13 protein-coding genes are annotated in these 13,917 nt (G+C 59.5%); all 13 read right to left on the reverse strand.

The window, feature by feature from the left end; genetic code table 11:
• Positions 1-339, reverse strand: a 339-nt coding sequence (locus ACR0P8_RS01045) for an RNA-binding S4 domain-containing protein (protein WP_432622845.1), incomplete at its 3' end; no start/stop codon positions are given.
• On the reverse strand, positions 336-890 hold the full coding sequence (locus ACR0P8_RS01050; RefSeq protein ID WP_432622847.1) for a signal peptidase II: 555 nt from the start codon (positions 888-890) through the stop codon (positions 336-338). The genes ACR0P8_RS01045 and ACR0P8_RS01050, both read right to left, overlap by 4 nt.
• A 21-nt stretch (positions 891-911) precedes the next feature.
• Entirely contained in the window at positions 912-2,564 is a 1,653-nt protein-coding gene (locus ACR0P8_RS01055; RefSeq protein ID WP_432622849.1) for a DivIVA domain-containing protein, read from the reverse strand.
• A 109-nt stretch (positions 2,565-2,673) separates the two neighbouring features.
• The gene (locus tag ACR0P8_RS01060) at positions 2,674-2,955 is read right to left on the reverse strand and encodes a YggT family protein (RefSeq protein WP_432622851.1); all 282 of its coding nucleotides are present in this window, start codon (positions 2,953-2,955) and stop codon (positions 2,674-2,676) included.
• A gap of 100 nt (positions 2,956-3,055) precedes the next feature.
• Positions 3,056-3,538 (reverse strand): cell division protein SepF, encoded by a 483-nt coding sequence (locus tag ACR0P8_RS01065; protein WP_432622853.1) that lies wholly within the window; start codon positions 3,536-3,538, stop codon positions 3,056-3,058.
• Between the two features lie 30 nt (positions 3,539-3,568).
• On the reverse strand, positions 3,569-4,819 hold the full coding sequence (gene ftsZ, locus ACR0P8_RS01070; RefSeq protein WP_432622855.1) for a cell division protein FtsZ: 1,251 nt from the start codon (positions 4,817-4,819) through the stop codon (positions 3,569-3,571).
• 180 nt (positions 4,820-4,999) lie between these two features.
• Positions 5,000-6,229, reverse strand: coding sequence for a tRNA dihydrouridine synthase DusB (gene dusB / locus ACR0P8_RS01075; protein WP_432622857.1), 1,230 nt, complete (start codon positions 6,227-6,229; stop codon positions 5,000-5,002).
• 39 nt (positions 6,230-6,268) lie between these two features.
• Complete coding sequence (locus tag ACR0P8_RS01080; protein ID WP_432622859.1) at positions 6,269-7,744, reverse strand: glycine--tRNA ligase; 1,476 nt, start codon at positions 7,742-7,744, stop codon at positions 6,269-6,271.
• Between the two features lie 213 nt (positions 7,745-7,957).
• Positions 7,958-8,569 carry a type 4a pilus biogenesis protein PilO gene (gene pilO / locus ACR0P8_RS01085; RefSeq protein WP_432622861.1) on the reverse strand — a complete coding sequence of 204 codons (612 nt, stop codon included), beginning with the start codon at positions 8,567-8,569 and terminating at the stop codon, positions 7,958-7,960.
• Between the two features lie 15 nt (positions 8,570-8,584).
• A complete protein-coding gene (locus tag ACR0P8_RS01090; protein WP_432622863.1) occupies positions 8,585-9,538 on the reverse strand; it encodes a hypothetical protein in 954 nt (317 codons plus the stop codon).
• Positions 9,539-9,546: 8 nt separating this feature from the next.
• Positions 9,547-10,596, reverse strand: coding sequence for a type IV pilus assembly protein PilM (gene pilM, locus ACR0P8_RS01095; RefSeq protein ID WP_432622865.1), 1,050 nt, complete (start codon positions 10,594-10,596; stop codon positions 9,547-9,549).
• Positions 10,597-10,636: 40 nt separating this feature from the next.
• Positions 10,637-11,464, reverse strand: a complete 828-nt coding sequence (locus tag ACR0P8_RS01100) for a prepilin peptidase (protein WP_432622867.1) — start codon at positions 11,462-11,464, stop codon at positions 10,637-10,639.
• A gap of 3 nt (positions 11,465-11,467) precedes the next feature.
• Positions 11,468-13,891 (reverse strand): hypothetical protein, encoded by a 2,424-nt coding sequence (locus ACR0P8_RS01105; RefSeq protein ID WP_432622869.1) that lies wholly within the window; start codon positions 13,889-13,891, stop codon positions 11,468-11,470.
• Positions 13,892-13,917: the final 26 nt, after the last annotated feature.

Genomic DNA, 13,917 nt, shown 5'->3' on the forward strand with positions numbered 1-13,917 from the left:
AATCAGGCTGCCAAGCACGGTCGGACCGGTCCAACCCACAGACGCATGAGCGGCCACGCCGACCGGCTTGTCCACCACGACGACGTCGTCATCCTCGTAAACGACCGCCATATCATGGGCGATTGGTTCAGGCTGGGCACGTTCCTCCACGATGTCGAATTCGACGGTTTCCCCCGCCTGCAGATTCGACGATTTGGAGATGTCCCTGCCAAGCACGCGCGCCTGTCCGCTTTCGATGAGATCCGCCGCTTTGGCACGGGAGATGCCGAGCATTTTGGCGACGGCCACGTCGAATCGTCTGCCGACGAGCGCGTCGGGAGCAGGTACGAGCCGGCTCATGCTGTCTTCGCCCCGTCAACGGTTCCGTTGGATTCCTTGGAGCCTTCGAGCTCGTCAAGATCCTGCCGGCTGTACGATTCGCCGAAAAGCAGCAGCAATACCGCGGCGACGCCGGCGAACATGAGGAATACGTCAGCCACATTACCGACGGACCATCCATAGTTCAGAAAGTCCACGACCTTGCCGTTGAGGAATCCCTGGGCGTAGGCCACGCGGTCGATGAGATTGCCGAACGCGCCTGCGAAACCGAAGGCGAACACCACCGTCCATTTCATGGAGATGGTGCGTACGACCAGCACCACCAACGCCACGCAGGCCGCCATCGCCAGCAGGGAAATCAGCCAGGTCATGCCGGAACCCATACCGAGGGAGGCTCCCGGATTGCGTACCAGTGTGAACGACAACAGTCCGGGAATCACACGTATGGTACGTCCGTCGGACAATGCGAACAACGCCCACAACTTGGTAAGCTGATCAATCGCAATCGCCGCGATCGCAATACACGCAAAGACGGCCACGCGGTTGCGTAGCCGTCTTTGATCATTCTTCATGATGTCAGACACAGGCTAATCTCAGTCGTTGTTGTCCTGGGAATCCTGGTCGTAATTGTTCGAGTCGGACACCTGGTTGACGAGCTGACCGAGGAAGTCGGTGAGTCGTGCACGGTATTCGGTCTCGAACTGCTTGAGGCCCTTGATGTTGCCTTCGATAACCTTGGTCTGGGTCTCGAGATTGTCACGAACCTGCTGAGCGTAGTCATCGGCGGCGGTACGGGTCTTCGAATCATAATCGAACGCGCGCTTCTGAACCTCTGCCTCGTAGGTGTCGGCCTCAGTGTGCTTGTTGGAGAAGTACGTATCGGCGTCCTGGGTCTTCTGAGCAAGATAGTTGTCGCCATCCTGCTGCTTCTGGGCCAGATACGCGTCGCCTTCCTGCTGCCTGCCGGCCAGGTAGTTATCGCCATCCTGCTTCTTGCCAGCAAGATAGTCGTCGCCTTCCTGGGTCTTCTGAGCGAGGTAGGTATTGCCCTCCTCGGTCTTCTGAGCCAGATACGCGTCGCCATCCTGGGTCTTCTGGTTCAGGTAGGCATCGCCTTCCTGCTGCTTCTGGGCCAGATAGTTGTCGCCATCCTGGGTCTTCTGATCCATGTAGCCGTCTGCATTGGCACGAGTATCGGCGGAGTACTGGTCAGCCTCGGAACGGGTGCGGTTGGAGTAGTCGTTGGCGTTGCCGATGATCTCCTCGTACTTGCGCTGGCTTTCCTCGGTGATTTCCTTCGCCTTCGCCTTGCCCTTGTCGACGTACTGGTCGTGCAGCTGCATAGCCAGCGTCAGCATGGCGGTGGCGCGCTCCGGCTCAGTGTTCGCGGACGCCGCGGCGCCGGCGATCTTCTGCAGGCTACCGGTCTCGGTGCTCGGCTCGGACTTGGAGACCTGCTCACGCAGCTGTGCCTCACGTTCCTGGGACTCCTGCAGCTGCTGTGCAAGCTGCTGAATCTGGGCGTTCTGCTGCTGGATCTGCGCGGCCTGCTGCTGAACCTGATTGTCCTGCTGCTGCGATGCGGCCGCATGCTGCTGGGTCAGCTGCTGCGCCTGCGCGACCTGACCCTGGGCCTCCTCAAGCTTGGCGGTGAGCTGTTCGATCTGTTCACGCTGGCGCTGAGCCACGACCACCTGTTCCTGGGCGGAGGCCAGCTGACGGGACAGGTCCTCGGTCTGGGCGCGGAACGTGTCACGCTCACGCTGCACCGACATAAGCTGCTCGCCGAGATCGGCCTGACCGGCTGCCTCAGCGGCCTGAGCGGTAAGCTGGTCAACCTGGGCGGACAGACGATCGATCTGGCCCTTGAGCTGCTCGTTCTGGGAGGACAGTGCACGATTGCTTTCCTCCGCCTCAGACAGCTTGGTCGCTGCGACCTGAGCCGCCTGAGCGGCCTGATCACCCGCGCCGGCGGCCTGAGCGGAAGCGGACTTCAGCGTCTCGTTCTCCTGCTGCAGGGACTGCACCTGTGCGGTCAGCTCGGAAATCTTGGAATTCAGCCCTGCGACATCCGGGCCAAGAGACTGCGTGGCCTGGCCACCGGCCACCGCCTGCTTGCCAAGGGCTTCCACCGTCTCAGTTACCTGATCAAGGAAATCGTCGACCTCATCGACATCGTAGCCTTCCTTGAACCTTACGGTCTGAAAGGTATGCTCCCTAATATCTTTCGGCGTCAACAGAGCCATAAATCCTTACACCTCGCTTTGGGCTTGATGCCTTGCTGTTGTTGCTTTCCGTGTTTGACTTTATCACGAAACGGCAGAGTTTTTGTGGAAAAAGCAGATTTTGTGCGTATTACACGAGGAAATCGATAACAACAAGAACGAAATAAAGAACGATAAATGCCACATCAAAATAAATCGGCCCCATCGGGATAGGGCGGATATACTGCCTCAACCATCGCAGCGGAGGCTCGGTGAGCTGATAAATGGCATCAATCAGAGAGGCCACCACTCCTCGGGGGCGCCACCTGGGAGCCAATGTCGACACCCAGTCGAGAATCATGCGGATGAACAGGACCGTGATGTAGGCGTTCACCAGTATGTGGACGATGTATCTGATCAATGTCAAAATCATGAGAGTCCACTCTACACCCGACTACAGCCAGCGGTGGATACGTAAAACGGCCTCCGAGCAATCGGAGACCGTCAAAAGCAACTGGCAGAGAGGACAACAATCAGTCAGCGAACAGATCATGCGCGGGGCCCTTGTCTTCAGGCTCCTCGACCTTGATGTTCACCTGGGCGGGGCTCAGCAGGAACACCCGCGGGGTCACGCGTTCGATGGAACCCCGCACGCCGAACACGACGCCGGCGGAGAAGTCGACGATGCGATATGCGACAGCCTCGGCCACACCGGTCAGGTTCAGAACCACCGGAATTCCATCACGAATGGCGCGACCGACCATCTGCGCGTCGTCATAGGTCTTCGGATGGATGGTGGTGATACGGCTGACCCTGCCACCCTGGAACGGATTGGACTGTTCCCGAGGAGCGGATGCGACGGAAGTGGTTGTCGAGGAAGAAGGCATCGGGGTCACGGAATGATCCGAATCGAACGAAGTCTTGCCGGCGTCGACCTCCTCATCATCGAAATCATCATCCTCGGCAACGTCGGACATTCCCAAGTACGACATCGCATTCTTCATGAAACCAGCCATGTATCTTCCTTTCGCGTCTTCGCGCTGACTTTACCGCAGGAAATCCGGAATATCGAGGTCGCCCGGGTCATTCGCGGAAACCACTTCGTGCTCGGTGGTCTGGTCGAACGAGGCGACGCTTGGCGCCGGATTGGACGGGATGTAGCTGGACAGCGGCTGCACCTGAGGAGCGGCCGGAGTCACCTGGGTCTGCACCGGCTGCTGCTGGACCGGCTGGACGGGCTTCGGCACACCTGCGGACAACGCGGACAGCGGCACCGTATCGTCCTTCTTGGCCTCGGCCGGCTTCTCTTCGGCGGCCTGGGCGGCCTTCTTGGAAGTCGCATCGAAGCCCGCGGCGATGACGGTGACGCGCACCTCGTCGCCATAGGCGTCGTCCAAGGAAAGACCCCAGATAATCTGGGCTTCCGGGTGGATGGCCTTCTGCACCAACGTGACCGCGGCGGAGGCCTCCTGCAGCTTCAGGTCGGTCGGGCCTGCGATATTGATCAGCGCGCCATGGGCTCCTTCGATGCTTTCCTCCAGCAACGGCGAGCTGATGGCGATTTCGGCGGCCTGCGTGGCACGGTCCTCTCCCCGCGCGGAGCCGATGCCGAACAGTGCGGTGCCTGCGCCACGGAGGATGGCGTTGACATCGTTGAAATCAACGTGGATGTACGAATTCGAAGTAATCAGGTCGGTGATGCCCTGCACACCCGCAAGCAATGCGGTATCGGCGGTCTTGAAGGCATCGACGATGCCAATGGTGCGGTCGGACAACTCGAGCAGGCGATCGTTCGGAATGACGATCAGCGCGTCGACCTCCTTGCGCAGGTTCTCGATGCCAAGCGCCGCGGAAGCGGAACGCTGCGGGCCTTCAAAGCTGAACGGACGGGTGACCACGGCGATGGTCAATGCCCCCTGCTGGTGGGCGGCACGTGCCACGATCGGGCTGGCACCGGTACCGGTGCCGCCGCCTTCGCCACAGGTGACGAACACCATGTCGGATCCCTTGAGCGCCTCTTCGATATCGGACTGATGATCCTGCGCCGCCTTGGCACCCTTCTCCGGGTCGGCACCCGCGCCGAGACCACGGCTGGAAGCATCATTCAGCGAGATTTTGACATCGGCGTCGGATCGCAGCAGATCCTTCGCATCGGTGTTGATCGCAATGAATTCGACGTTCTGAAGACCTTCAGTAATCATGCGATTAACGGCGTTTCCGCCGGCTCCACCGACACCGACGACCTTGATGTTGGTCTTGTCGTTGAAATTGTCAGTCTGGGCAATCTCGCTCACCATAGTCTCCTGTTCACTCACGTACATGCACAACTCTATCGCAATCGTGCCGATACTACACGCACTTTCCCACGCGTGTACCACCGTTTTTTCACTTTTTTACCGTCGCCATACCGATTTCGCCGGGTGCGGGGCGATTTCACCACCGCGACATCGCCGGTTCGGACACCCGCAACCCCACCGTCAGTAGCTGGCATCCATCGGGTCGTCCCCGAACAGGGCCTCGCGCTCCTCGTGCGTGGTTTCCCTAGATTCCAGCCATCCGTAGGGCAGATGCACCTTCTTCGCAAAGCGAACACGACCCCTCGGCTTATCCGCGATTCGTTCCGGGAAACGTATGCTGGGATCCAGCTTGTCTATCTCCCGTCGCACATCCCCAAGATTTTCACATTCCATGAAAGCCCGGCGTGTGGAACCGCCCACAGGGAAGCCTTTCAGATACCACGCGATGTGCTTGCGCAGGTCGTGCACGGCCATCTGCTCGTCGCCATCGTAGAATTCGGTCAGCAGTTCGGCATGACGTTCTATCACATGGCACACATCGCCCAACGTGGGATCGATACGCTCATCACTGCCGGCGAACGCGTTCTTGATATCGGCGAACAGCCATGGACGCCCCTGGCAACCGCGGCCGATCGCCACACCGGCGCAACCGGTCTCGGAGACCATCGCCAAGGCGTCGTTGGCGCCCCAGATATCGCCATTGCCGAAAACCGGGATGTCGAGTTCGGAGACCAGCTCGCCGATGCGGGACCAATCGGAATGGCCGCCGTAGTATTCGGCTGTGGTGCGCGCGTGCAGGGTGACGGCCTTGCAGCCCTCCTCCTGCGCGATATGCCCCGCCTCGAGAAAAGTCTCATGCTCGTGGTCTATGCCGACGCGGATTTTGGCGGTGACCGGCACGTTGGCTTTGTCGCAGACCTTGACCACACGCTGGATGATCTCACGGAACAGATCCATCTTCCATGGCAACGCCGAGCCGCCGCCGCGACGCGTCACCTTGGGAACCGGGCATCCGAAATTGAGGTCGACATGATCGGCCATGTTCTCGTCGATGACGATTTTCGCCGCCTGCTCCACAATCACCGGATTGACGCCGTACAACTGCAGCGAACGAATCTTCTCGCTCGGCGCGAAACGGCATAGCCGGAGGGCTTTCGGATTCCGGGCGACCAGCGCACGGGCGGTGATCATCTCCGCCACGTACAGGCCGTCGGGACCATAGCTTTCGCAGATCACGCGGAACGGCCAGTTGGTGACGCCCGCCATCGGCGAGAGCACCACCGGGGTTTCGACGTGGACCGGCCCCAAATCGACGGGCTTCATAACGGGAGGAACCGACGGCCGTTCCGAGTCGGTACGCGGGTCGAGCACGTCGGATTCCTCGTAGGCATTCACAATGCTATCCGGCATAGGTCAGACTTGTTCCGTTCAACCGTTCGGCATGGCCGATCAGTACAGGCCACCAGCTTCGGCGATCTTGACGGACTCGGGCCATGCCTCGCCGCCCATCTCGACCGGCATCTGCGGCACGCTGACGCGCTTCTCGCCGATGCGCTCGGCGATGTAGCCGGCCACCTTGTCCAGGCTGACGCGTTCCTGCTTCATGGTGTCGCGTTCGCGGATGGTGACGGCCTGGTCGTCCAGGGTGTCGAAGTCGACGGTGACGCACAGCGGGGTGCCGATCTCGTCCTCACGACGGTAGCGGCGGCCAATCGCACCGGCCTCGTCGTAGTCGATCATCCACTCGTTCTGACGCAGGTCGGCGGCGAGCTTCTGCGCCACGTTCTGCAGATCGGGCTTCTTGCTCAGCGGCAGCACGGCGGCCTTGACCGGAGCCAGACGCGGGTCGAGGTGCAGCACGGTGCGCTTGTCCACGCCGCCCTTGGTGTTCGGAGCCTCGTCGACGTCGTAGGCATCAACCAGGAAGCACATGAGGGAACGGGTCAGGCCAGCTGCCGGTTCGATGACGTACGGCACATACTTCTCGCCGGTGGCCTGGTTGAAATAGCTCAGATCCTCGCCGGAGTGCTTGGCGTGGGCGGACAGGTCGAAGTCGGTACGGTTGGCGATGCCTTCGAGCTCGCCCCAATCGGAGCCCTGGAAACCAAACTTGTATTCGATGTCGACGGTGCGCTTCGAATAGTGGGCCAGCTTCTCCTTCGGGTGCTCGTAGTGGCGCAGGTTCTCCGGCTTGACGCCGAGGTCGAGGTACCACTGGGTGCGGGCGTCGATCCAGTACTGGTGCCATGCTTCGTCCTCGCCCGGCTTGACGAAAAACTCCATCTCCATCTGTTCGAACTCGCGGGTGCGGAAGATGAAGTTGCCCGGGGTGATCTCGTTACGGAAGGACTTGCCCATGTTGGCGATGCCGAACGGCGGCTTTTTGCGGGACGAGGTCATGACGTTCTTGAAGTCCACGAAGATGCCCTGCGCGGTTTCAGGACGCAGGTAGTGCAGGGAGTTCTCGTCCTCAACCGGTCCGAGATGGGTGCGCAGCATCATGTTGAAGTCACGCGGTTCGGTCCACTTGCCACGGGTGCCGCAGTCGGGGCAGACGATGTCGGCCATGCCGTTCTCCGGCAGCTTGTCACCATGCTTTTCGGCGTAGGATTCCTCAAGCTTGTCGGAACGCTGGCGCTTGTGGCAGTTGAGGCATTCCACCAGCGGATCGTTGAAGACGGCCACGTGGCCGGAAGCGACCCACACGGGGGTCGGCAGGATGATGGAGGTGTCCACGCCCACCACGTCGCCACGGGTGACGACCATGGAACGCCACCATTCGCGCTTGATATTGTCCTTCAGCGCGACGCCGAGCGGACCGTAATCCCATGCGGAACGGGTTCCACCGTAGATTTCGCCGGCCGGGAAAACAAAGCCACGACGCTTGGCAAGGGATACGACTTCATCGAGTTTGGATACAGCCACAATGCACCTTCTGGAGTGAATGGTTTGGGGTCTTTACAACCGCACAGCCTACCGTCACATGCTGACACCCGCGGCGGACCGCGCATGCACGGCGCGAGGAGGGGCCGGAATACGGAAAAAGGGCCTCCCGCGAATGCGGAAAGGCCCTGGAGGTGAAATGGAAAGTCGGTCCGTCTCGATTATGCGGAACCGTGGGAAGCCACGCCGGCAGGCTCACTGCTTGTTGACGTTCTTGTCCTCGACGGTATCGTTGTCGAGCAGCAGCGACCAGATCTTGCAGTTGAGCGTCACGGAGTTTTTGGAGGCGTCCCCGTCGGTGCTGATCTGGTACTGCACGTCCTCCGGCACGGCGACGCGATTGATGTTCTGCACGCCCTGCACGAAGTTGCGCATCGGATCGTAGTCGCCGGACGCCGTGATGGTCACCGGCACCTGCACCAATGTGCCGGCTTTGATGCTTCCTTGCATTTCAGGAGGCATCACGGCGAGCGTGGCGTCGCTGAAATTCACGGAGGAGATGGTGACTCCGGCGGCTTCGGCCGCACCGTTCAGCGCGTCGATGAACTCCTTCTGGTTGTAACCGTCGGGAATCTGACGCTGCAGCTGGCGCAGACGGTCCTTCTGCAGGCTGATCGTCTCACTGGCCACTCGCAGCTCTTCGATGCGGTCACGCAGGTTCTTGTTGTTCTCATCGATCTGCGCCGTCTGCGCGTTCGCGTCCTTGATATGCGTGATTCGAGGAGAAACACCCACCAGCCATGTGAACATGATCACGATCACGATGCTGAGAGCTAGGGCTATCCATGCGATTCTATGCTTGTTCATGTTTCCTCCCGCTTATCAGTTGGATGAACCGTCGGAGTCGGACGTGTCGGACGAGGCCTGCTGGTCGGCTTCCGACGTGCCCTGCGCAGCCTTGGTGAGACTCTTGCGCAGCTTCTCGAGCAGCGCGCGGTTCTGCTGGTCGGCACCTGCGGAGTTGTCGCTTCGCGAGGTGGTGTTGCCGTCCATCTTCAGGGACACGGTGCCCTCATACGTGTAGGTGGTGCCGTCTTCCTTGGAATCCTTGGTGATGGACTTCACGTAACCGGTCTGGTATGTGGGAATGTCGGCGAAGTTGGCGATGAAGTCCTTGGCCGAGATGAAGCTCGGAGACACGATGCTGAAGTTCACGGTGATCACGCCGTTGCCGGACCAGACCGTTGCGGTGTCCTCGGTGGAGGATGAGCCGCTGTCCGAATCCGAAAGCTGGTAGCTCTTGAGCTCCAGACTCGTGTACTGGCCGCCTGCCGGGAGCGCGCCATTCAACGAATTGGACACCTGCATCCAGTCCATTTCGTCGTACAGCATGGAGATCTTGGCCTTCTGCGAATCGTCCAGCGAATTCAACGTGGCCTCGACGTCCTTGAACTGCGCCTTTTCCTGCTGCAGGGACAGGGTCTTCTGCTGCGCCACGTTCACACGATGATCGGCCCAGGAGGATTGCAATCCCATGAAGGCGCTGACGATCACCGCGATGGCGACCACGAAGATCAGCACATACGTGAGCAGGTACTTGATGGCTCGGTCCCGGTTGAGGCTAACGATGGAACGCGGCAGCAGGTTGGCTCGCGTGTCCCAATCGGCGGGATTCTCCGTGTTGTTGTGAGCGCTGCCCTTCAGCGTGCTGCCGATGTCCGACATATGCATGGACAGCAGCGAGGTCTTCTCTCCCCCTTCGGAGGCTTTCCTACTGGTTATCTCCTTGCCGCGGCCACGATGCGACTTGACGGCTTTGTCTTTGTTCTTCTTCATGATCGCGCTCACCTCGGCTTCTTTCCGATCACCAGTCCAAGCACACCGCCCAGATCGACCGCGTGTGCCACGATGTTCTGCCGTTCCACTTCCTTGGACAGTTTGAAGCGGACGAACGGATCGCCGATGCGCACCACCTTGTTGATGGAGCTGGCCAGCACCGGCGGCAGGCCGATGAGTCGAGCGCCCGCGCCGGCGAGGATGACGCCGCTGATGGGGCTGTCCGCATGGTCGATGTCGTACATGTTCAGCGTGTTGCGGATGCCGACGATGAGCTGCGCCGTGGTTTCACGGATCACCTCTTCGGCTTTTTCGAGCCGCTCGTCACCGGTCACGTTCTGCAGGCCGATCTGGTTCTTGATCCGTTCCGCATCGTCGAAGGAGATGCTCAGCGCGCTGGCGACGCCGTCGCTCACGTCATCGGCGCCGGACGGCACGACTCGCATGTATGCCGGTTTGCCGTCTTTGAGCACGATGACGTCGGTGCAGTTGCCGCTGACGTTGACCACGGCTTCGGTCTGCGTCTGGTTGGAGTCTCCGAACAGACGGGCCAACGCGAATGGGCCGGCGTCTATGGAAGTAATGACAAAACCGGCTTCTTCGGCGGTGCGTGCGGTCTTCTCCAAGCCGCTGCGCAGAGTGGCCACCAAAATGCCATGCAGCTGCTTGCCTTCCTGTTCGTTGTTCACGATGGACATCGGCACGAAGTCCAATTCGGATTCCTCGATGGGAAGCGGAATCATGCCTTTGGCCTGGAACGGCAAAGTGGACCGCAGGTCCGCAAGGGGCATGAACGGGAAATCCGCTTCACGGAACACCATTCGACGGCTCGAATAGACGAGAGCGGTGTTCTCACGCGGGAACTTGAACCGTTCCACCAGCGTCTTCAAAATGCCGGTGACCACGTCGACGTCCACCACTTCGCCATCCACAACGGCTCCGGTGGGAAGTGGAATCGCTTGGAAATGCTTGATGGTGGGCGAATCCGTGTAGGGGCCGTCTATGACCGCCGCCCGTATGGCGTCGTTCCCAATCGACAGCGCCGTTATTGCTCTCATGGTCTCTCCTTATATATATAAGTCCTGAAACACGGATGCGCTATGCGAGTCCGGTGAATTGCAGGTACAGTGTGGCGATTGGTATGCCGGCGAAGATGCCGAGCCAAGCGCCGAGCAGCATCGAAGGGCCAAAAGGAATGCCTCCGTGCAGGCCTACTTTCTTGCTGGCGAGCAGCACCAGACTTACCGCTCCTCCGATGAAGAACGCGGCGAACGCTCCGATGATGAACTGCGGCCAGCCCAGCCATCCAAGCACGAGTCCGAGGATGAACGCGAGTTTGATGTCACCATCCCCCATACCTCCTTTCCAGATGAGGGAAAGCACGAAATAGAACGCGAACAGTATCAACGCGCAAAGCGCTCCGCGTCCGAGGCGCAGCCACTCCCCTGTGCCGAACGATGCCAAGGACAGCAACGCCACGGTGGCGATGAGCGTCGGCAGCAGCACCACGTTGAGGATGAGATGGTGGTCCAGGTCGATGAACGCGATGACGATGGACACGCAGGCGAACACATACAGCAATGGAAGCATCCATGGCGTGTATGCACCAGACAGCCCGCCGATGGTCACGGCAAGGAAGGCGATGCCTCCAAGCGATTCGACCAGCGGGTAGCGCGCGGCGATCGGCTCCTTGCAATGCCGGCATTTCGCGCCGAGCACCAGCCAGGAGATGATGGGGATGTTGTCATACCATGCAATCTGCGCTTTGCATTTCGGGCAGAAGCTGCGTTTCGGATTGGTGATGCTGATGTGGTTCGGCACACGCCAGATCACCACGTTCAGGAACGATCCGAAGATGCAGCCGATGGCGAATGACGCCACCAGCAGAACCACCACGGTAGGAATGTCGTCGATAACACTCATCATCGATCACCAGTTCTTCGTCTTGGAGATGTTGGAATCCACCACCGCGGAAAGATTGGTGTTGGATGGAATGGTGACGGTCGTGGTTTCCGTGGTCCACGTGTAGGAGCCGAAACCACCTTTATGGCCATAATCCACATCGGCGTTCCATGCCTGGGACTTGATGATACGGCCACGCACGTCACGGTTGGATCCGCATTCGAGCATCTTCAGCATGGCATGGCCATCACTGCGATTGTATTGGCGGTCAATCGCTCCGGTACCATCATTCTTCACATAATCGCCGGGATAGATTTCCGTCAGACACAGGTTGCTTGCCGTCTGGAACGTTCCGGCCCATGGATATTGGGTCTTGCCGTCGATCGTGACGGATTTGGACTTGTTGTTCTCGTTGTATCGGGTGAATTTCGTGGCGTCGTTGATATCGGTCGTCAATCCGACGGCGCTGCCCTCGGCCTTCAGATAGTGCACGCCGCCATTCGTGTCGTACAGTCTGATGGTGGTGGTCGTCCCGGATCCATCATCGCTGGAATCCTCGTCATAGTCGGCACGATCGGATGTGAAGTTGAAATTCTCCTTATCGGCGGTCGGGCAGAAATGCGTGGTGACGAAATCGAAGCCTTGCCCCATGATGCTCTTCTGATAGCATTTCGCGTCGAAGTCGCCGGTGCGGACATCGCAGGTATCGGTGTAAACGCTGTTGCCGTCGGCGCTCAGGACCGTGCAGAATCCGGATGACGAATTCACGATCTGCTGTGTGAGGTATCCCGCTTCGCCCGCCTGGCTGAACGATGCTGTGGCATCCTCCATGTCGGCGCCGTTCGAGAAGTACGAGTCGCTGAAATTGCTTGTCCACTTCGTCACCATATAAGCCTGTTCATATGGAGTCGCCTTGATGTTGCCGCCCGCGAAGTGGGGATCGCCCTCATTGTTCGGGTCGGCACCGTAATGGGTGGCTTCCAAACGTTGGAACCTGGTCTTCTTGTCCCGCTGCACGCCCGCGACGGAGTATCCTTTGCTTTCCGGCAGCGGGGATTTGTATTTGGCGGCTTCCGAACTGACTTCCCCCGTCATCTCATTCCAATATCCGGCATTGATGAATCCGTTGTAGAAGATCCACTTCTGGTATTTGTTGAGCAGGCTGTCCGGATCGGATTTCTCGGCCTGCTGCGCGGCCGCATCGGTATAGTAGTCCGACTGGTAACGCACGCCGTACGATTTGCCGCACTTCTGCAAGGTGGCCGGAGCTTTGCCGTCCGCATCTTCAACGCTCACACCGGTGACGCAGAGATTCATATTCGAGGCGAGACGGATGGAATTGTCCTTGTAGTACACCCATGTGTTCAGCGAGGAATACGCGCCGTCGGTACGGCATTCCTCGGTGTATTTGTAAGTGTCGCCACCGGCGTTGTATGCGGCCGGGAGCAGGACCAAGCCGGAGCCCGCCTGGGGCGTCTTCGAAAGGTCAAGGTTCTCCGCGATGGTCTTCTTCTCATCGGTGACCGGAATCGTGGTGGCGAGCATGCAGGTGCGGTTCACCGGATTCAGCGTCGCGGTACCCTTTTTGAGGCCATCGAAATCGGTCCTGTCGGAACTCACCGCGGCGGAGAACTTCACTTCCCCGGACGGATCCGAACCCAGATTCACTCCGGTATAGTCGACCGGGACCCACACGAACTGCGAGTCCAAACGATTGTAGGGAGCCGCGGCATAGAAGCCCATGCCCATTCGACCGCCGCCGGCCACCGTCGAATGCGTCGTAGTGGTCGTATCCGTCGAAGCCCCGATTTTGCAAATGGCGCGTTTCAGTGCCTGGGGCTGCCTGGCATCACCTGACGAACGGCCGTCCTTGTATCTGTTGACAAAGCCGGTTCCGATGATTTCCGCATATTGCGTGTCCTTCAAATCCGATGGATTGGTGATCATGGTGGCCGATGCGCCGTCCGGGTCATCCTTGTAGAAATTGATGCGGACGCGATAGGACAGATCGTCCGGCGTGTAGGATGCCGTGTCTGTCGCGGAGCCGACCTTGTTGAGGGCGACATGGTTCAGCAGCACCGATGCGCCCTCATACTTGGTGAAGGTACCATCCTTGGCACTGTTGCCCGTATCGGCGGTGGTTGCGGGGAGCAGTCCCGCAAGCACATCAAGGCTGCTGGCGCCCTGCAGCTTCTCCAAGGTCTCCTGAAGATAGCTCAGGCCCACTTCAAGGCCGGATTCGGCGGCGTAGTTGGCTTGGGAGTTTTCCTTGTTGTTCTTGTAGGGAATCGCCTGGGCGAACAGGGTTGTCATGACCAGCGCGGAGGTGGTGAGCACCACCATGACGAACAGGATAGCCAGCATCATGGCGGCTCCACGTTCGCCCATACGTTCGCGGAGCTTCGCGCGGTACTTACGATTCAGCCTCGACCACAAACCCGTCTGCTTCATCTTCGGTTCCTACCTTATATATAAGA

Origin of the sequence: Bifidobacterium sp. (assembly GCF_050874245.1) — a bacterium.
Taxonomy (GTDB): domain Bacteria; phylum Actinomycetota; class Actinomycetes; order Actinomycetales; family Bifidobacteriaceae; genus Bifidobacterium.

What these genes read in the sequence shown, in the direction of transcription:
- ACR0P8_RS01050 (WP_432622847.1), bottom strand. Translation starts at nt 890, where the DNA reads ATGAAGAATGATCAAAGACGGCTACGCAACCGCGTGGCCGTCTTTGCG.
- dusB (WP_432622857.1), bottom strand. Translation starts at nt 6,229, where the DNA reads ATGCCGGATAGCATTGTGAATGCCTACGAGGAATCCGACGTGCTCGAC.
- ACR0P8_RS01065 (WP_432622853.1), bottom strand. Translation starts at nt 3,538, where the DNA reads ATGGCTGGTTTCATGAAGAATGCGATGTCGTACTTGGGAATGTCCGAC.
- pilM (WP_432622865.1), bottom strand. Translation starts at nt 10,596, where the DNA reads ATGAGAGCAATAACGGCGCTGTCGATTGGGAACGACGCCATACGGGCG.
- ACR0P8_RS01100 (WP_432622867.1), bottom strand. Translation starts at nt 11,464, where the DNA reads ATGATGAGTGTTATCGACGACATTCCTACCGTGGTGGTTCTGCTGGTG.
- ACR0P8_RS01060 (WP_432622851.1), bottom strand. Translation starts at nt 2,955, where the DNA reads ATGATTTTGACATTGATCAGATACATCGTCCACATACTGGTGAACGCC.
- ACR0P8_RS01055 (WP_432622849.1), bottom strand. Translation starts at nt 2,564, where the DNA reads ATGGCTCTGTTGACGCCGAAAGATATTAGGGAGCATACCTTTCAGACC.
- ftsZ (WP_432622855.1), bottom strand. Translation starts at nt 4,819, where the DNA reads ATGGTGAGCGAGATTGCCCAGACTGACAATTTCAACGACAAGACCAAC.
- ACR0P8_RS01090 (WP_432622863.1), bottom strand. Translation starts at nt 9,538, where the DNA reads ATGAAGAAGAACAAAGACAAAGCCGTCAAGTCGCATCGTGGCCGCGGC.
- pilO (WP_432622861.1), bottom strand. Translation starts at nt 8,569, where the DNA reads ATGAACAAGCATAGAATCGCATGGATAGCCCTAGCTCTCAGCATCGTG.
- ACR0P8_RS01105 (WP_432622869.1), bottom strand. Translation starts at nt 13,891, where the DNA reads ATGAAGCAGACGGGTTTGTGGTCGAGGCTGAATCGTAAGTACCGCGCG.